This window comes from Pseudoduganella aquatica, assembly GCF_009857595.1.
In the GTDB taxonomy this organism is placed as follows: Bacteria; Pseudomonadota; Gammaproteobacteria; order Burkholderiales; family Burkholderiaceae_D; genus Rugamonas; species Rugamonas aquatica_A.
Genome location: NZ_WWCU01000001.1, coordinates 332,997 through 351,489 on the forward strand (window position 1 = coordinate 332,997; position 18,493 = coordinate 351,489).

The window sequence follows — 18,493 nt, forward strand, 5'->3', positions numbered from 1 at the left end:
CATCATGATGCCGACCCAGACGCCCAGCGTGGCGAAAGCCAAATGGCTGAACAAGATCAAGTGGGACGAACACGGCCTGGTGCCGGTGATCGCCCAGGAGGCGGGCAGCAACGACGTGCTGATGTTCGCCTGGATGAACCGCGACGCGCTGTATAAAACCGTGGAGCTGGGCGAAGCGGTGTACTGGAGCCGTTCGCGCAAGAAGCTGTGGCACAAGGGCGAGGAGTCCGGCCATGTGCAGAAGGTGCTGGAAATGCGCCTGGACTGCGACGAGGACGTGGTGCTGCTGAAGATCGAGCAGGCCGGCGGCATCGCCTGCCACACCGGCCGCCATTCCTGCTTCTTCAACAAGTTCGACGGCGACGCCAAGGACGGCGACTGGCAGGCCAGCGAGCCGGTGCTGAAAGACCCGGACACGATTTACACGGAAGCGAAAAGCAAATGAGCACCATCCTGGACCGCGTGGCGGCCACCATCGAATCGCGCAAGCCGGTCAACGGCGGCGACCCGGCCACCTCCTATGTGGCCAAGCTGTTCGCCAAGGGCGACGACGCCATCCTGAAAAAGGTCGGCGAGGAGGCCACCGAGTTCGTGATGGCGTCGAAAGACGCGCGCCACGGCGGCGATGCCTCCAAAGTGCTGTACGAATGCGCCGACTTGTGGTTCCATTCGATGGTGATGCTGGCCCAGTTCGGTTTGACGCCGCAACAGGTGCTCGACGAGCTGGCGCGCCGCGAAGGCGTGTCCGGCATCGAGGAAAAAGCGTCCCGCAAAGAATAAATCTACTGGAGTTGTTGTGGAAAACTGCCTGTTCTGCAAAATTGCTAAGAAACAAATTCCATCGACCATCGTGTATGAAGACGAGGAATTGCTCGCCTTCAAGGATATTCATCCGCACGCGCCGGTGCACCTGCTGGTGATACCGAAAACCCACATCAGCACCTTGTCCGACTGCAACGCCGGCCACGCGCCGCTGCTGGGCAAGATGCTGGCGCTGGCGCCCCGCCTGGCCGAAGAGCACGGCGTGGCCGTGGGCTACGACGAGGACGGCGCGCCGCAGCGCGGCTACAAGACGCTGATCAACAGCGGCCCGGACGGCGGCCAGGAGATCTACCACCTGCACCTGCACATCATCGGCGGCCCGCACCCGTGGCGCACCGAGCGCTGAGGGCGCTATACTGGTAGCAAGAAATATTGCTACTTCTTCATGACAAGCACATGACAGGCGCGCTTCGCGTATACTGTCCGCACTAACCGCAATTTTTTGGGGCGCGTTGCGTTCCGCAAGGGGAATATGATGGGTTCGATGAGCATCTGGCACTGGCTGGTGGTACTGGTAATTATCATGCTGGTCTTCGGCACCAAAAAACTGGGCAATATCGGCTCGGACGTGGGCAAGGCTGTCAAAGGCTTCAAGGACGGCGTGAAGGGCAGCGAAGAAGAGAACAAGGCTCCCGGCGCGACCGGCTCGACCCAGCAGGTTGCCGACAAGTCCACCATCGACGTGGAAGCCAAAGAGAAAAACAAGCTGTAATGCGTGGTTAAGCGCTTATGATCGATCTCGGTCTTTCCAAACTAGCCATCATCGGCGTGGTCGCGCTGATCGTCATCGGTCCTGAGAAGCTGCCCAAGGTGGCGCGCATGGCCGGGACGCTGTACGGCCGCGCGCAGCGCTATCTGCACGAAGTCAAATCCGAAGTCAGCCGCGAAATCGAGCTGGAGGAACTGCGCAACCTGCAAAAGGAAGTGCAGGACACCGCGCAGTCGATCAAGCAGGGCGTGGAGCAGTCCATTTCCGAAAGCGTGGCCGAGGTGCAGAACGCCTGGCAGGACAGTTCCGGCCACGATTATGGGCAAGTGCCGCCCAGCGCCGAACACCTGGCGCGCAAGGCCAAGGAATTCCGCCGCAAGCGCCTGGTGCGCACCTCGGCGCTGCCGGCCTGGTACAAGCAGCAGCACGGCACGCGCATGCATGTCACGTCCGGCGCCGCGCGGGTTGCGCGCTTCCGCCCCAGCAGCAAACCTCCAGCATCGTTCTACTAAATGAGTGAAGAAACCCCGGTTGAGGAGACCTTCATCTCCCACCTGATCGAGCTGCGCGACCGCCTGGTCAAAGCCTCGATCGGTATTGCCATCGTGTGCGCCGCGCTGATGTTCTGGCCGGGGCCGGCGGCCATCTACGACATCATCGCCGCCCCCATGCTCGCTTCGCTGCCCGCCGGCTCGAAGATGATCGCCACCGGCGTGATCTCGCCCTTCCTGGTGCCGATGAAGGTGACCCTGCTGATCGCCTTCATCCTGGCCTTGCCGTGGGTGCTGTACCAGCTGTGGGCCTTTATCGCGCCCGGCTTGTACGCGCACGAGAAGCGCCTGATCGCGCCGCTGGTGATCTCGTCCTCGGTGCTGTTCGCGGCCGGCGTGGCGTTCTGCTACTTCTTCGTGTTCGGCCGCGTGTTCCACTTCATTTCGGACTTTTCGCCGTCGTCGATCGCAGTGACGCCGGACATTGAGAACTATCTCGATTTCGTCATGTCCATGTGCCTGGCCTTCGGCGCCACCTTCGAGGTGCCGGTGGTGGTGGTGGTGCTGGTGCGCATGGGGATCGTGTCGGTGGCCAAGCTGAAGGAAGTGCGGGCCTATGTGATCGTGGGCGCCTTCGTGATCGCCGCCATCGTCACGCCGCCGGACGTGGTCAGCCAGTTCTCGCTGGCGATTCCGATGTGGCTGCTGTACGAGCTGGGCCTGCTGGTGGCGCCGGTGTTCGTCAAGGCGACGCAGGCGCCGGAAGAGCCTGTTTAAGCGTAGAGCTTGAACAGGATCACGGCATCCACCACAAACTGGATGCCGAACAGCAGGTAGAACCTGGTTTCGATCCCGGCCATCCGCCGCTCCAGGCCATCCATCCGGATCGATAGGGCCAGCTCGACCTCATGGATTTTGCTGAGCATTTCCTGCCTGATCAGGTTCATCTGATTGAGCATGTCCTGCTTGAGCAGGTCCATCTGGCCGAATATTTCCTGCTTGAGCAGGTCCATCCGCGCCAGCAGCTCGCTGCGCTGTATCACCAGATCGGACTCGACGGCCACGTGGCATTCGTCCAGTATCGCGCTGAGCGATTCTGCGTGCAGCTCAGCCTGCTCTGCGGGCAGACCTCCCTCCTTCAATAACTGGGCGTATTTCAGCTTGTCAATCCGGATGGGCATGGTCATGATCGCTCCCAGGTTCATAGTAGCAGAAGCGGGGGCACTGCCCCCGTCTCCATGGTACCTGGTCGCGTGCGCGGCGCCTTGAGGCCGCGCAAAGCTTTTACTGCGCCATCAGCTCGCGGATCACGCGCACCGGCGCGCTGCCGTAGCTGAGGAATTTCTCGTTGAAGTCCTTCAGCACGAACTTGCTGCCCAGCGCCTGCTTGCGCTCCTCGCGCAGCTCCATGATCTCGCTGTAGCCGCTGAAGTAGCTGGCCAGCTGCACCGACGACAGCTGCGCGCGGCGCCATTTCTCGGCCGCTTCGCGCTGCGTCTGGAAGGCCTGGCGCGTCAGCAGGTCCATCGCCTCGGCCTGCTGCATGCCCAGCACATGGATGCTGTAGTCGAGGATGGTGTTGGTCACGCTGCGCAGATTCCATTTCGAATACATCAGCCACATCTCGGGCGCGTTGTCGCCATAGCCGGACTCCAGCATCATGCGTTCGCCGTACACCGCCCAGCCTTCCACCATGGCGCCGTTGCCGAAGATGGACTTGACGATGGACGGCGATTTGTTGGCGTACACCAGCTGCGCGTAGTGCCCGGGTATCGCCTCGTGGATGTTGAGGATCTGCAGTATCCAGTGGTTGTATTCGCGCAGGCTGCTTTCGGCCTGTTCGGCGGATTCGCCGTCGAGCGGCGTCACGTTGTAATAGGTGCGGTCCTGCGGGCGGTATGGGCCGGGCGCCTCGATGCTGGCGCCGGCAACGCCGCGCTGGTAGGCCGGCGTTTCGCGCACTTCCAGCGGCTTGTTCGGGTCCAGCGTCAGCAGGTTCTTCTGGATCACCCAGTCCTGCAGGACAGGAATCTGGCGGCGGATCTCGGGGAAGAAGTCCTCGCGCTTCACGTGGTTGGCCGACAGCGTGTCTATCATCATGCCGATCTTGGCGGTACGGTCGGCCGGCTTGGCGGCGCCGTTCATATACTTGGGCCACAGTTCGTCCGACAGGCGCTCCATATTCGCCAGCAGCTGCTCGCGCGCGGCCAGCGCCTTGTTGTAGGTCTGCTCGCCGGTGCTGCCAGCCTGGATGTCGAAGCTGAACTTGGCCTCGTACAGCTCCTTGCCGATGCGGAAGGAGCGGCCGCCGCCGTTCTGCGCCATGGTCTTGTCCAGCTCAGCCAGCCAGGCCGCATAGCCGTCCACCGCCGCTTTCGCCAGGCTCACGCGCTGCGCAAACAGCTGCTTCTCGATGGGCGAGAGGATGGAGGCCTGCGCCTGCTTGTCCAGGTCCGCCAGCAGCGCGGTCACGCCCGGCGCCTGCGCGATGGCAAGCTGGGTGTGCTCGCGGGTAGGGTTGCTGATGCTGGCGCGCGCCGCGTCGTAATAGGCCGGCACGCTGGCGATGCGCTTGAGCAGGGTGCGCAGGCGCTGCGGCTTGGCCGCGTATTCGGTGTTGAGGATGAAGTCGATCGGGCTGGCGATGTTGTACAGCGCCGGGTTCCATTCGAATTCGCGGAAGGTGGCCAGGTACCAGCGGTCCGAATTGAGCTTGTTGAGCAGCAGCGCCAGGTCGGTGCGCTGCTTGGCGGACAGCTGGCGCGCGTCGATCTTGCCCAGGCGGCCCAGCCAGTCGTCGATAAAGGCCAGCTGGCTGGCGCGGGTGGTGGCGTCCGGGATGGTCATGGTGGCGGCGGTGTCGTACTTGCCCACCGAGATCGCGGTCTCGGGATCGATCTTCCACAGCGCGCCCAGGAACTGGGTGGACTGCGCATCCATGCGCTTGTCCTGGCTGCGTTCGGACGGCGCCTGCTTGATCATCGGCGTGGCTGCCGCCGCCGCTGCTACGGCGCCTTTCTTGGCAGCGCCCTTGCTGCTCTTGGAACCCTTGCCCTGCTTGGAAGAGGACTTCGAGGACGACTTCGTGGTCTTGCTGGACTTGGCTTTTTGCGGCGCCTGGGCGGCCATGGCGGGCGTCAGGGCCAGGCAGGCCAGCACTGCGGCCAGCGCGATTTTGGTTTTCATCATGAGGGGTATGCCTTTGCTAGTGTATTCAGTTGATCGCATTGCTGCGTATCAGTGACTGGTGGTGCGCGTTCAGCGCCGCCACGGCGTCTTTGCCGCGCGCCATGCGCGTCAGCATGATCTCGCTGCCCTTGGTGTAGCGGTGGCCGATGCGGATCGAATAGGAGCGGAACAGCCAGCTCCAGAACGACTGCACGAAAGTGGCTTCGTCCATGTCGCGCCACTTCACGCCCTGCACGCCCTTGGACCACGGCAGGATGCCGGAATACAGCCACACGCCCACATCGTCGTAATACAGCTGCACGCTGCGTATCACCAGGATGCGGTAGCCTACCACCACCACGGCGAATACCATCACACCGGCGGCAATCAGTTCGCTGTAGCGGAACGCGAGCGGCAGCGCGAAGCCGAACAGCAGCAGCGCGAGCAGCAGCGTGTTCAGGTAGGCGGTCCAGGATTTCACGCACAGCAGCGTGCCATGGCCGGCGGGGCGGGATGCGTTGTCTTCTTCCATGTGTTCTCCTTTAAATCTTCAGGCCTTCCTGCAGCATCGCCAGCATCTCGCTGGCAGACATGCGCGCGGCCATGTCGCTGCCGTCGAGCAGGCTGTCGGCCAGGTCGCGCTTGTGCTGGTGCAGGTCGACGATGCCTTCTTCGATAGTATGCCGTGCAACCAGGCGGTAGATGGTGACGGGGCGCAGCTGGCCCATGCGGTGCGCGCGGTCCGAGGCCTGGTCTTCCACCGCCGGGTTCCACCACGGGTCCATGTGGATCACGTAGTCCGCCGCCGTCAGGTTGATGCCCATGCCGCCCGCCTTCAGGCTGATGAGGAAGACATCGCCCTCGCCGGCCTGGAAGGCGTCCACGCGCTGCTTGCGCGCCGCCATGGGGGTGGAGCCGTCCAGGTACTGGTAAGCCACGCCCTGGCGCTCCAGGTGCTCGCGTATCAGCGTCAGGTGGTCCACGAATTGGCTGAACACCAGCACCTTGTGGCGGTTCTCCAGCAGGCCGGAAAGCAGGTGCGCAAAGGCCGCCAGCTTGCTGCTCGGGAGCTTCAAGCCCGGCGCCACCAGGTTGGGATTGCAGCAGGCGCGGCGCAGCTTCATGATCTCGGCCAGGATCTGGATCGACTTCTTCTCGGCCGGGCCTTCCACCGCCGCCAGGTTCTCCAGCGCCTCGCGCCGCAGCGACTCGTACAGCGCCGTTTCCTCTTTCGACAAATCGACTTCCAGCACGATCTCCGTGCGGGACGGCAGTTCCGTCAGCACCTGCGTCTTGGTGCGGCGCAGGATGAAGGGGCCGATCAGGCGCCGCAGGCGGTTGCGCGCGCCCACTTCGGCGCGGTGGTCCTGCTGCTTCTCTATCGGTCCCGCGAAGCGCAGGTTGAACTGCTCTATGCTGCCCAGCAGGCCCGGATTGATAAAGCGGAACAGGTTCCACAGCTCGCCGAGGTGGTTCTCCAGCGGCGTGCCGGTGGCCACCATGCGGAAGTCGCCCTTCAGCGCCATCACGGCCTGCGAGCGCTTGGTGGCGCCGTTCTTGATGGCTTGCGCCTCGTCCAGCACGATGGTGTGCCACTGCCTGGCCGCGAAGCGCTCGGCCTCCTGCTGCAGCAGGCCGTAGCTGCACACCACCAGGTCGAAGGCGCCGGCACTGGACACCATCTCCGCGCGGTCGCCGCTGCCGAACACCTTCACGTTCAGCGTGGGCGCGAAGCGCGCAGCCTCGCTCACCCAGTTCAGGCACACCGAGGTTGGCGCGATCACCAGCGTTGGCCCTTGCGGCGCGCGCGACAGGATCAGCGCCAGCGCCTGCAGCGTCTTGCCCAGGCCCATATCGTCCGCCAGGCAGGCGCCCACGCCCCAGTGCGCAAGGCGCGCCAGCCAGTCGTAGCCGTCGCGCTGGTAGTCGCGCAGCTCCGCCTGCAAGGTGCTGGGCAGCTGCGGCGCAAAGGCGGTGCTGGCCTCCATGCGCTGCAGGTGCGCGCGCCAGGCCGGATCGGCGCTGACCTCGCCCGCTTCCGCCGCCAGGTCCTCCAGCGCGAAGGCCGCGAGCGGGTGGATGTGGATGCCGTCCGCGCTGATGTCGCCGTAGGCCTGCAGCTCGTGCAGGCGGCGGTGCAGCTCCTCGGTCAGCGCCAGGTAGTGGTTGTCGCCCAGCTCCACGAAGCGGCTTTTGTTCGCCTGCATCAGCTCCAGCAGCGCGCGCAGATCCATCACCTTGTCTTCGTCGATCTGCAGCTGGCCGCTGGCGGCGAACCAGTCCTTCTCGGTCTTGATATTCAGGCGGAACTGCTTGCCGCTCACGCGCTGGCTGACGCGGAACTTCTCGCCCTCCGGCCACGCCACCACCACGAATTCCGGCGCCAGCTCCTGCAGCTCGGACAGCAGCTGCAAGCACAGCGCCGGCTGGCCGAGCAGCCATTCGCCGTGCTCCTGCTCCGCCTGTTCCAGCACCAGGCATTTGCCTATCAGGCGGCGTTCCGCATCGCGCTCGCCGCTCAGGCTGCGGCGCGTCTGTACCGGCTTGCCCTCGGCTTCCGCGTTCATGCTCTCGGCGCCGCTGCCCGGCGTGTAGTAGGCGCCGCCCGCCAGAGGGCGCACCATGATCTGCATCTTCAGGCCGTGCTGGTAGGGCAGCAGCAGCACGTGCAAACGCGTGTCGGCCTCCACCTGCTCCGCATTGCCCGTGCCGCCGCCGATGTCCGACTGCACGGTGACGATGGCCGACACCGCGCCTATGGCCTGCAGCACCTGTTCCTCCGCGCTGGCCGGCACTTCCAGTCCGTCGGCCACGATGGCGGCAATGCGGCGGTGCTCGTCTTCTATGCTCACCACGCGCAGGCGGGTTGGCGTTTCCTGCACCACCATCACGCTGGCGTTGATATTGGTCAGCGCGGGCTGCAAGGTCAGGCGCAGATTGCCGCGCTGCTTGCGTATCAGCAGTTCCGGCGTGCCGGCCAGCAGCTCCACGCGCGTGTCCGGCGCTTCGAGCCAGTAGGCGTGCGGGTGGCCCACCAGCGCGAGCGCCGCCTGCTCATGGTCGATGTCGTAGCGCAGGCCGGACGAATAAGCCTGGCGCGAAGGGGCAATGGTGCTGCTGATGCGGATGTCCTGCGGCGTCAGGAACTCCATCTGCGCCGCGTCCTCGCGCAGGCGCTTCAATGCCAGGGGACGGCCCTTGCCCCAGGCGCCTTTCGCGTCGCGCTTCTGTTCGCGCGGCTCGATCTCGGTAATGCCGTGGCGCGGATCGAAGGTAATCATCCAGACCAGGCGCGCCTCGCCGCTGGCGGTATCCGGTGCGCCCTGCTGCAGGTTGATCAGCGCGGAGAGCTGGCGCTGCCAGGCTTCCTGCCGCTCGAACCAGCCGCTCATGTCGGTGAAGCCGCCGCGCTCGCGCAGCGCGGCCGCGTGCGTGGCCATGTCCGCGTCGCCGTGGTGGCCCAGCAGGCTGGCCGTTTGCGCGGCGATGAATTTGTAGCCCAGCGTTTCCGCCTGCTGTGCCAATGCGTGCAGCTGTTCGCGCTTGCCTTCCAGCTGCGGCAGCGCCAGCCAGAACCACAGCAGCGCCTGGAACATCTGCGGCTGCATCGCGCTTTCCCAGCTGCGCGACAGCACCACGTCGGTCTGCATGGTGCCGGCGCGGATCTGGCGCAGCATGCTCAGTTGCGTGTACACCGCGCTGTCCGGATTGGCCTGCGCGTGGATGGCCAGCTCCAGGTAGCTTTCGGCGGCCTTCTGCATTTTCGGGTCGGCGCTGCGCAGCATGGCCAGCACGTACAGGTGGCCGCCCATGCCTTGGAACAGCAGCTTGCGCTTGCCCGATTCGCGCCGCAGCGACTTCAGCGCCGCCTCGAAGCCCTGCAGCGATTTATCCAGGTCGCCGCGCAGCAGCAGGATTACGCTGAGCAGGAACTGCGGCAGCGCGCCGTCCAGGCCTTCCAGGTAAATGGCGGCCTGCTTCATTTCGCCGCACAGGATGGCGTCCTCCGCCAGCGCCATGCGGAAGGTCTCGGTGATGTACTCGTTCTTGGCCAGGCGGCGCTGCACGTGGCGCCCGGTCAGGCCGCGCACGGTGGGCGCCAGCGACGGATCGCGCTGGCAGTGCTGCAGCAGCAGTGTGAACACGTCGTCCACCAGCAGCGGATGGACCAGGATCAGCATGCCCGCTTCCAGCGGCTTGGTGAAGATGTCCACCACCGGATGCAGCTGGGCCGCCTCGTAGCACACCATGCAGGCCTGCAGCAGCGGCAGCACCTGCTGCGGCGCCTGGCCGCGCAGTAGCGCCATGCGCAGGCGCGCCACTGCCTGGCGATAGCTGCGCGCCTCCAGCGCGCCGTTCCAGCCCTGGCGCATGGGGTTCAGCGTTTCGTAGGCGGTGCACAGGTCGGCCAGCGTGTGCGCGCCAATGGCGGCGCGGATGGCGGGCCAGCGCAGCTTGGCGTTGCAGATGTAGCCGCGCGCGGTGACCACGGTGGTGAAGGCCAGGCGCTCCAGCTTGCGCAGCGGCTCGTCCAGCGTGTCCACGTTGAACATGAAGCCGCGCGCGTCGCGCACGCCGGCCTTGTTCAGCAGGTCCAGGATGGCCGTGCGGCCGGTGGCGTCGCCGATCAGGGCAAGCAGCGCCAATATCATTTTTTCGTCGAGGCTGAGCGCCTCGAATTCCGCGAGCAGTTGCTGGTCCGTCATGGTGCTTTACAGGTTGTGGATCTCGACCGCGGCTTGCGCCCCGGCCGTCGGCAGGCCGAACATGCGCTGATAGAAGTACAGCTCCGCCTCCAGCGTGCGGACGATGTTCTCGGCCTTGCGGAAGCCGTGGCCTTCGCCCTCCAGCGGCACGTAGGCCACCGGCACGCCGCGCTGCCTGAGCGCCTGCACCATGGCTACGGACTGCTGCGGCGGCACCACCTTGTCGTCCAGGCCCTGGAAGAAGATCATGGGGCGCGCCAGGCGGTCCGTGTGGTTGATGGGCGAACGCGCCTGGTACAAGGCTTCCGCCTGCGGCGCGGCGGCGATCAGATATTCGTTGTAGTGCGATTCGAACTTGTGCGAGTCCTGGTCCAGGCCCTTCAGGTCGGACACGCCGTAGTAGCTGGCGCCAAGCTTGAAAACGTCGTGGAAGGTGAGGGCGCACAAGGTCGTCAGGCCGCCGGCGCTGCCGCCCCGGATGATGAGGCGCTCGCCGTCCGCCATGCCATGTTCGACCAGATACTGCGCGCCGGCGATGCAGTCTTCCACATCGACCACGCCCCACTGGCCCTTGAGCGCGTCGCGGTAGGCGCGGCCGAAGCCGGTGCTTCCGCCGTAGTTCACGTCCAGCACGCCGAAGCCTCGGCTGGTCCAGTACTGCGTGGCCAGCTTGAGGGTGTTGACCGTCATGCCGGTGGGGCCGCCGTGGCTGATGACGATGACGGGCGGCTTGCTGCCCGCCGGTGCCTGCATGTCCTTGTTGGCGGGCGGGTAGAAGAAGGCGTGCGAGGTGCGGCCGCCCGCGCTGGCGTAGCTGATGCTCAGCGGGACAGACAGATAGCCGAGGTCCGGCGTGTCCGCAATCGAATGCGCCAGCACTTCCAGCTCGCCGCTGGACAGGTCGATGCGCGCCAGCTCCAGCGGGATGGTGGGGCCGCCGCCCAGCAGCGCAATAAAGCCGCCGCCGACTTTCAGCTCGCGGATTTCTTCGTAAGGATTGGCGATGGCCGCCAGTTCGCCGCTGGCGATATCGAGCCGCGCCAGCCGGCTCACGCCCTTGTCTATATAGGTGCAGACGATTTCGCCGGCGCCGGCAAAGCCATACATCGCATTGCCGAAGGTCCAGTGCGGCGTGGCGAATTCCGCCTCCATGGGACAGATGGCCGCCGCGCCGGCGTCGCCATTGTGGCGGTACAGGTTCCAGTAGCCGCTGCGGTCGGACACGAAATACAGGCGGCCGTCCGGCGCCCACTCAGGCTGGCACACCGATTCGTCCGCGCCGCCGGCCACCAGCAAGGGCGTGCCCAGCGTGCCGTCGGCCAGCACGGCGGCCAGCCACAGTTCCGTGCCCTGCCACGGCATGCGCGGATGGTCCCAGGTCAGCCAGGCCAGCAGGCTGCCGTCCGGCGACAGGCGCGGCGAGGAGTAGAAATCGTGGCCCGAGGCCAGCACGGTCTCCGCGCCCGCTGCGGCGCTGCCCGGCAGCCCCACGGCGCACAAAGTGTTGACAGGCTGCGCGCGCGGCAAGCCCGGGGCGCCGGAATCGTCCGGATGCTGTTCACGCACCGCGATCAGGCGCGCGCGCGCCGCATCCACCACGAAATCGGCGAAACGCTGGCGGCCCGGCGCCGTGAATGGCGCCGCCTCAGCCTCGCCGCTGCGGCAATACAGCCGGTTGTCCGCAAAATGCGAAAAATAGATGGTATCGCCACGCACCGCATAGGCGCCGCCGCCATATTCGTGCACGCGGCTGCGCACATTCAGCGGCAGCGGCGTGATTTCATCGGTGCGCCCGCCGTGGCGGCGCTGCAAGGTCTGGCGTCCCGCCTCGCTGGCGCGGCCCGCCAGCCAATGAATATCGCCGTCCGCGCCCAGGGCCAGGGAAGACAGCGGCGTGGCGCCGGCCGCCACCAGGGCGGCGCTGATCGGGGAGGCCCAGGCGCCGAATGGCGCCAGGCTGGCAGGGGACTGCGGCGTGGTGGACATAGCTTTGCTCCGTAAATATCTGCCGAATGATACAGACAGCCGTAAGGGCATGCGCAAAAAAGGCGGCAGGGGATGCGATAATAGCCCCTTTCCTCCGCCTTTTGATTGCATTCCATGCCACAATTCGCCCCCCTGAAGAACGACACCTTCCTGCGCGCGCTGCTGCGCCAGCCGACCGAGTACACGCCCGTGTGGCTGATGCGCCAGGCCGGGCGATATCTGCCGGAATACCGCGCCACGCGCGCCAAGGGCGGCTCCTTCATGGGCCTGGCCACCAATCCCGACCTGGCCACCGAGGTCACGCTGCAGCCTATCGACCGCTACCCGCTGGACGCGGCCATCCTGTTCTCGGACATCCTGACCGTGCCGGACGCCATGGGCCTGGGCCTGCACTTCGTGGAAAACGAAGGCCCGAAATTCGAGCGCCCGCTGAAAACGGAAGCCGACGTGCTGGCCCTGCGCGCCCCGGAGCCCGGTTCGCTGGACTATGTGTTCAAGGCCGTGACCCAGATCCGCACCGAGCTGAACGGCCGCGTGCCGCTGATCGGCTTCTCCGGCAGCCCGTGGACGCTGGCCTGCTACATGGTGGAAGGCCAGGGCTCGCGCGAGTTCCACACCATTAAAAAGATGCTGTACGGCCGTCCCGACCTGATGCACCGCATCCTGGACATCAACGCCGTGTCGGTGGCCGACTACTTGAACGCCCAGATCGACGCAGGCGCGCAGGCCGTGATGGTGTTCGACTCCTGGGGCGGCGCGCTGGCCGACGGCGCCTTCCAGGAATTCTCGCTGCACTACATGCGCAAAGTGGTGTCCCTGCTGAAACGCGAAAAAGACGGCGTGAAGATCCCCGCCATCGTCTTCACCAAGGGCGGCGGCCACTGGGCCGAGGAAATCGCCGCCATCGGCGCCGACGCCATCGGCCTGGACTGGACCGCCAACCTGAGCAAGATACGCGCCCTGGTGGGCGATAAAGTGGCTCTGCAGGGCAATCTGGACCCCGCCATCCTGTTCGCCAGCCCGGACCAGATCCGCGCCGAGGTGGTCAAGGTGCTGGACGCCTACGGCAAGCACGACACCGGCCACGTCTTCAACCTGGGCCACGGCATCTCCCAGTTCACCCCGCCGGAATCGGTCGCGGCCATGGTCGATGCTGTACACGCGCATAGCCGCACGCTGCGCGCAGCCTGATGTAGTCTGGGGACAAAGGGCGCGTTTCCTCGGAAGCGCGCCCTTTTTTCTTGCCTGCACGCATTCCAGCAGACCGACTTATGCACAATTTTTTTTGCTGCGGAAATAACAGGCAGCGATTTTTTCCTGGCCCGGGACAAGCTTCCAAGTGACTGATTAGAAAGACTTTATTTTCCACCGCATAGAGAGGGTGTGAGGCATAAGTAAACTTTATCCCAAGGTGAAAGTGGTCTTATTGCTGCATTCTCCACAAAGTTATCCACAAAAACTGTGGATAAAAACGAAAAGTACTTAGTAAACCGTGACTTAGTCACATTGCTAAGATTTCTGTTGAAGAAATGTTGCGGCGCACGATATTGAATGGGCTTTTTCTTGCAACAAAGTCATTGTGTTTTGACAAAATGAGGCATGGCAGAATGTGTAGAATGCGCCGGTCGCTATCCCCGGCTTGCATGCTGTACCGCAGCAGGCGCCGGGTGGCCTGACCGATCCGCAAAAATCACTTGATTTCAACAGAAAACCCGGCCCTAAATACTTCACTTATGCACAGCAAGGGGAAAAGTGGTATGGTTTTTCGTCCCTCTGGGAGTGTTTTTGTAAGTCATTGATTTTAAAGAGTAAAAAAACCGCTCTTTGAGATGCCGCAAGAGGATTTCCGGCAGGGGTTATCGGTTTCCTGAAATTAAGTATCCGTTGTTCACAAAGTTATCCACAAACAAGTGGATAATTATTTTGGTCTGAAAACTGAAGCAGTTTCGGGCCATTTTTGACCTAAATAGGACCAGATGGCGCAGTGCATACTGAAAATCGCGCTCGACACCCCCTTGAACGCAGTCTTCGACTACCGCTGGCAGTACCAGGATGGCGAGGACAGCGGCGGGCAAGGCGCGCGCCCGCAAGTTGGCCAGCTGGCGCTGGTGCCGTTTGCGCGCCGTGAAGTGATGGGGCTGATCGTCGGCCTGGCCGAGCACAGCGACGTGCCGGCGGAAAAACTGAAGGACGCGCTGGCCGTGCGCCACCAGCTGGCGCCCCTGTCCGCCCAATGGCTGGCGCTGGCCGGCTTCGCGGCCGACTACTACCAGCGTCCGCTGGGCGAAGTGGCGTTGCCCGGGCTGCCGAAGAACCTGCGCGTGCTGACCACGGTGGCGCTGGACCGCGCCATCAAGAAACTGGGCAAGCTGGAAGACAGCCACGACCATACCCCGCTCAACATGCCGCAGCTCAACCCCGAGCAGCAGACGGCGGCCGACTTCATCGGCGGTGCGCAGGGCTACCAGCCGGCGCTGCTGTACGGCGTGACCGGCAGCGGCAAGACCGAGGTCTACCTGCAGGCCTGCGCCCAGGTGCTGGCGCGCGAACCGCAGGGCCAGATCCTGATCATGGTGCCGGAGATCAACCTCACTCCCCAGCTGGAAGGCAATATCCGCGCGCGCTTCCCGGGCGTCATGCTGGCCACGCTGCACAGCAGCCTGTCCGAAGGCGAGCGCATGCTGCACTGGCTGGCCGCGCACCAGGGCCAGGCCCGCATCGTGCTGGGCACGCGGCTGGCCATCCTGTCCTCGCTGCCGAAGCTGAAGCTGATCGTCATCGACGAGGAGCACGACCCCTCCTACAAGCAGCAGGAAGGCCTGCGCTACTCCGCGCGCGACCTGGCCGTGTGGCGCGCCTGGCAGCTGAAGATCCCCATCGTGCTCGGCTCGGCCACGCCCTCGCTGGAAAGCTGGCACCACGCCCAGGGCGGGCGCTACAAGCTGCTGGAGCTGCGCGAGCGGGCCGTGAAGGCCGCCGTGCTGCCGGCGGTCAAGCTGGTCGACATGGAGCGCGACAAGCCGCGCGACGGCCTCACCAGCGCCCTGGTGGCCGCGCTCAAGCTGCGCATGGAGCGCGGCGAGCAGTCGCTGCTGTTCCTGAACCGGCGCGGCTATGCGCCCGTGATCTGCTGCGAGTCGTGCGGCTGGATCAGCGACTGCACCCGTTGCACCTCCTTCATGGTGCTGCACAAGCCCGAGCACCGGCTGCGCTGCCACCATTGCAGCCTGGAGATGCGCATCCCGCACCACTGCCCCACGTGCGGCAACGTCGACCTGCAGCCGGTCGGGCGCGGCACGCAGCGGGTGGAAGAGGGACTGCAGGCGCTGTTCCCCGAGGCGCGCATCCTGCGCATCGACGCCGACAGCACGCGCAAGAAGGGCAGCGCGCAGGAAGCGTTCGATACCGTGCACCGGGGCGAGGTCGATATTTTGATCGGCACCCAGATGGTGGCCAAGGGGCACGACTTCAAAAAGCTCACCCTGGTCGGCATCATGAACCCGGACACGGCGCTGTTCTCGCAGGACTACCGCGCCAGCGAGCGCCTGTTCGCGCAGCTGATGCAGGTGGCGGGGCGGGCCGGACGCGCCGCGCAGACCGAAGGCGGCAGCGCGGCCGAGGTGCTGATACAGACCCGCTACACCCAGCACCCGCTGTACTCGGCGGTGGTCAACCACGACTACGACCATTTCGCCACGGCATTGCTGGAGGAGCGCAAGCAGGCCGGGCTGCCGCCCTATCTGTTCCAGGCCCTGCTGCGGGCCGAAGCGGCCGAGCTGGCGACGGCCATCGAGTTCCTCGACATCGCGCGCGGCTGCGTGCTACACCCCGGCATCACCATCAACGACCCGATACCGATGACGATGACGCGGATCCACAACGTCGACCGCGCCCAGTTGCTGGTCGAATCGCCCTCGCGGCCCAACCTGCAGCTGTTCCTGAAAGAATGGATGGACGCCCTGCGCAGCCTCAAAACCCGCGTCAAATGGTCGCTCGAAGTCGACCCCCTCGACATCTAGTCAAGCAGCCTGAGCCGCATTTTCTCCAATTTGGGGTCAGACCCCGGATGGGGGGAATGCGGCTCAGGCTGCTTGTAGGGGGAGGACTAGGGTTGTAGGAGGTAGCGCCGGGCGCTGGAGGTGATTTGCTCGGACAGGGCGCGCGTGAACGGGGTGTCGAGGTTCCAGGCGTGCCAGTCGAGCGGGACGTCGAGCACGTGGCCGGGGGCGACGTCGACCAGGCGCTCGCTGTCGATGGCGCCGGCCGCGTGCAGCTGCGGCAGCAGGCCGTAGGCCAGGCCGCCGTAGATGCATTCGTAGAGCGCCGGCGAGACCGGCAGCGTGTGGTGCGGGAAGCTGCCCTGCTCGCCCACCGCGCCGGCCAGGAAGCGCGCCATGGCGGCCCGCTCGCTGACCACCGCCGGCGCCAGCTGCACCGCCTCGGCCGAGAAGCCGTCGCCGAACCAGTGCCCGGCGAACGCCGGCGTGGCCACGCACAGGTAGCGCATCACGCCCAGCGGCACCGTGGCCGGGCCGTTCAGGCCGGCCGTGCCTTCGCCCTTGCCGGCGCCGTCCCAGCGCGCGGCCACGGCGCCGAACACGCTGCCTTCCTGCACCATGTGCAGCGCCCGCTCGCGCCCGGCCTGGCGCACGTCGAGCTGGCAGCGCGGCGGCGTCAGCAGCGGCGGCAGGGCCAGCGGGAACCAGGTGGCCAGGCTGGCCGCGTCCACCGCGAGCGAAATTTCCGGCATGCTGACCCGGTTCCCCAGGTCGATGTCCAGCGATGCTTCCATCAGCCGCACGTTGCGGTGGTGGGAAATCAGGCGCTGGCCCAGGCCGGTGGGCACGCAGGGCACGCCGCGCACCACCAGCAGGCGGCCGCTGCTGTCCTCCAGCGCCTTGATGCGCTGCGACACGGCGGACTGGCTGATGCCCAGCGCGCTGGCGGCTTTTTCAAAACTGCCGTGGCTGGCCACGGCGTCCAGCACGGCCAGCGCCTTGTAATCCAGATTTCCCATAAGTGTGGCTTATAAAAATCTAAAACGATAAGTAATACTAATGCGTTTCCGGCATTCATGCTTAAAATTTCGCAACAGAGTAGTATTTCTGGATGTGAATATTGGAGAAGTGTATGAAGACCATACGGACGGATGTGGCCGTGATCGGCGCCGGCAGCGCCGGGCTGAGCGCCTACCGCGCCGCGCGCGCCGGCGGCAAGCGGGCGGTGCTGATCGAGAGCGGGCCTTACGGCACCACCTGCGCGCGGGTCGGCTGCATGCCCAGCAAGCTGCTGATCGCGGCGGCCGAGGCGGCCCACGCGCTGGCCGCCGCGCCCGCTTTCGGCGTGCATCCGGGCCAGGTCCGCATCGATGGCGAGGCCGTGATGGCGCGCGTGTGCAGTGAACGCGACCGTTTTGTCGGCTTTGTGCTGGAGGGCATGGAGCATATCCCCGAGGAGGACAAGCTGCGCGGCCACGCCCGCTTCACCGGCCCGCGCGAGCTGCAGGTGGACGAGCACACCGTGGTGCAGGCCGAGCGCATCGTCATCGCCACCGGCTCCAGCCCCATGGTGCCGCAGGAGTGGCAGCTGGCCGGCCCGCGCGTCATCACCAGCGACGCGGTGTTCGACTGGACGGATCTGCCGCGCTCGGTGGCCGTGGTGGGCACCGGCGTGATCGGCCTGGAGCTGGGCCAGGCGCTGCACCGGCTGGGCGTGCGCGTGGCCATTTACGCGCGCGGCGGCAGCGTGGCGCAGCTGGGCGATCCGCAGGTGCTGGCCGAGGCCGCCCGCGTGCTGGGCGCCGAGCTGGACATCCGCTTCCAGACCCAGGTGGCGCATATCCAGCCGGACGGCGAGGAACTGCTGCTCACCAGCCGCGACGCCGCCGGCCAGGAGCGCCGGGAGCGCTACGACTATGTGCTGTCGGCCATCGGCCGCAAGCCGAATGTGCATGCGCTGAACCTGGAGCTGGCGCAGATCGCGCTGGACCGGCGCGGCATTCCGCTGTACGACCGCCACACCATGCAGTGCGGCAGCAGCGCCATCTTTATCGCCGGCGACGCGGACGACGAGCTGCCGCTGCTGGCGGAGGCGGCCGACCAGGGCAAGATCGCCGGCGCCAACGCGGCGCGCTTCCCGGCCGTGCAGCCCGGCCTGCGCCGCACGCCGCTGACGGTGGCTTTCTGCGAGCCGCAGATCGCCACCCTGGGCGCGGGCTACCAGGCCTTGTGCGCCAGCCACAGCGGCCGCTTCGCGGTCGGCATGGTGTCCTTCAGCAACCAGGGACGCAGCCGCGTGATGCGGCAGAACCACGGCATGCTGCGCGTGTACGGCGAGTTCGGCAGCGGCCGCTTCCTGGGCGCCGAGATGATAGGCCCGCGCGCCGAGCACCTCGGCCATCTGCTGTCCTGGGCCTGCCAGGCGGGGCTGACCGTGGACGCCATGCTGGACATGCCCTTCTACCATCCGGTGGTGGAGGAGGGCGTGCGCACCGCGCTGCGCGACCTGGCCGTGCAGCTGGCCAAGGAGCCGCCCTCGCCCCAGCCCTGCCCGGACTGCACGCCGGGCACTTGATCGAGCCTGGTCGTACTTGACGTACGGCAACAATGTAG

General features: G+C 65.6%; 15 protein-coding genes. 9 read left to right on the forward strand and 6 right to left on the reverse strand.

Annotated features, from left to right (window positions below; translation table 11 throughout):
* The first annotated feature begins 7 nt into the window (after positions 1-7).
* The 6 genes from hisI (at position 8) to tatC (ending at position 2,799) form a co-directional block, all read left to right on the forward strand.
* A complete protein-coding gene (hisI, locus tag GTP77_RS01600) occupies positions 8-445 on the forward strand; it encodes a phosphoribosyl-AMP cyclohydrolase (protein WP_161070486.1) in 438 nt (145 codons plus the stop codon).
* Positions 442-780: a phosphoribosyl-ATP diphosphatase gene (locus tag GTP77_RS01605; protein ID WP_161070402.1), complete on the forward strand. Its 339-nt coding sequence runs from the start codon at positions 442-444 to the stop codon at positions 778-780. Before hisI ends, GTP77_RS01605 begins: the two co-directional genes overlap by 4 nt.
* 16 nt (positions 781-796) lie before the next feature.
* Entirely contained in the window at positions 797-1,168 is a 372-nt protein-coding gene (locus GTP77_RS01610) for a histidine triad nucleotide-binding protein (RefSeq protein ID WP_161070403.1), read from the forward strand.
* Between the two features lie 129 nt (positions 1,169-1,297).
* Positions 1,298-1,534, forward strand: a complete 237-nt coding sequence (gene tatA, locus GTP77_RS01615; RefSeq protein WP_161070487.1) for a Sec-independent protein translocase subunit TatA — start codon at positions 1,298-1,300, stop codon at positions 1,532-1,534.
* Between the two features lie 17 nt (positions 1,535-1,551).
* Complete coding sequence (tatB, locus tag GTP77_RS01620) at positions 1,552-2,043, forward strand: Sec-independent protein translocase protein TatB (protein WP_161070404.1); 492 nt, start codon at positions 1,552-1,554, stop codon at positions 2,041-2,043.
* Positions 2,044-2,799: a twin-arginine translocase subunit TatC gene (gene tatC, locus GTP77_RS01625; RefSeq protein ID WP_161070405.1), complete on the forward strand. Its 756-nt coding sequence runs from the start codon at positions 2,044-2,046 to the stop codon at positions 2,797-2,799.
* Here tatC and GTP77_RS01630 read toward each other — a convergent pair.
* From GTP77_RS01630 to GTP77_RS01650, 5 genes are all read right to left on the reverse strand, one after another.
* Positions 2,796-3,209: a hypothetical protein gene (locus GTP77_RS01630; RefSeq protein WP_161070406.1), complete on the reverse strand. Its 414-nt coding sequence runs from the start codon at positions 3,207-3,209 to the stop codon at positions 2,796-2,798. The genes tatC and GTP77_RS01630 overlap by 4 nt on opposite strands.
* A gap of 97 nt (positions 3,210-3,306) precedes the next feature.
* Positions 3,307-5,211 carry a DUF885 domain-containing protein gene (locus GTP77_RS01635; protein ID WP_161070407.1) on the reverse strand — a complete coding sequence of 635 codons (1,905 nt, stop codon included), beginning with the start codon at positions 5,209-5,211 and terminating at the stop codon, positions 3,307-3,309.
* 25 nt (positions 5,212-5,236) lie between these two features.
* Entirely contained in the window at positions 5,237-5,722 is a 486-nt protein-coding gene (locus GTP77_RS01640; RefSeq protein WP_161070408.1) for a hypothetical protein, read from the reverse strand.
* Positions 5,723-5,732: 10 nt separating this feature from the next.
* On the reverse strand, positions 5,733-9,896 hold the full coding sequence (locus GTP77_RS01645; protein ID WP_161070409.1) for a DEAD/DEAH box helicase: 4,164 nt from the start codon (positions 9,894-9,896) through the stop codon (positions 5,733-5,735).
* A 6-nt stretch (positions 9,897-9,902) separates the two neighbouring features.
* Entirely contained in the window at positions 9,903-11,882 is a 1,980-nt protein-coding gene (locus GTP77_RS01650; protein ID WP_161070410.1) for a dipeptidyl-peptidase 5, read from the reverse strand.
* Positions 11,883-11,996: 114 nt separating this feature from the next.
* Between GTP77_RS01650 and hemE the strand changes: the two genes are divergently transcribed.
* Positions 11,997-13,073 carry a uroporphyrinogen decarboxylase gene (gene hemE, locus GTP77_RS01655; protein WP_161070411.1) on the forward strand — a complete coding sequence of 359 codons (1,077 nt, stop codon included), beginning with the start codon at positions 11,997-11,999 and terminating at the stop codon, positions 13,071-13,073.
* Positions 13,074-13,858: 785 nt separating this feature from the next.
* A complete protein-coding gene (locus GTP77_RS01660; RefSeq protein WP_161070412.1) occupies positions 13,859-15,901 on the forward strand; it encodes a primosomal protein N' in 2,043 nt (680 codons plus the stop codon).
* Between the two features lie 86 nt (positions 15,902-15,987).
* Here GTP77_RS01660 and GTP77_RS01665 read toward each other — a convergent pair whose 3' ends face one another.
* Complete coding sequence (locus GTP77_RS01665; RefSeq protein ID WP_161070413.1) at positions 15,988-16,899, reverse strand: ArgP/LysG family DNA-binding transcriptional regulator; 912 nt, start codon at positions 16,897-16,899, stop codon at positions 15,988-15,990.
* 113 nt (positions 16,900-17,012) lie between these two features.
* Here GTP77_RS01665 and GTP77_RS01670 point away from each other — a divergent pair, with 113 nt between their 5' ends.
* Positions 17,013-18,455 (forward strand): dihydrolipoyl dehydrogenase, encoded by a 1,443-nt coding sequence (locus tag GTP77_RS01670; protein WP_161070414.1) that lies wholly within the window; start codon positions 17,013-17,015, stop codon positions 18,453-18,455.
* The last annotated feature ends 38 nt before the right edge of the window (positions 18,456-18,493 follow it).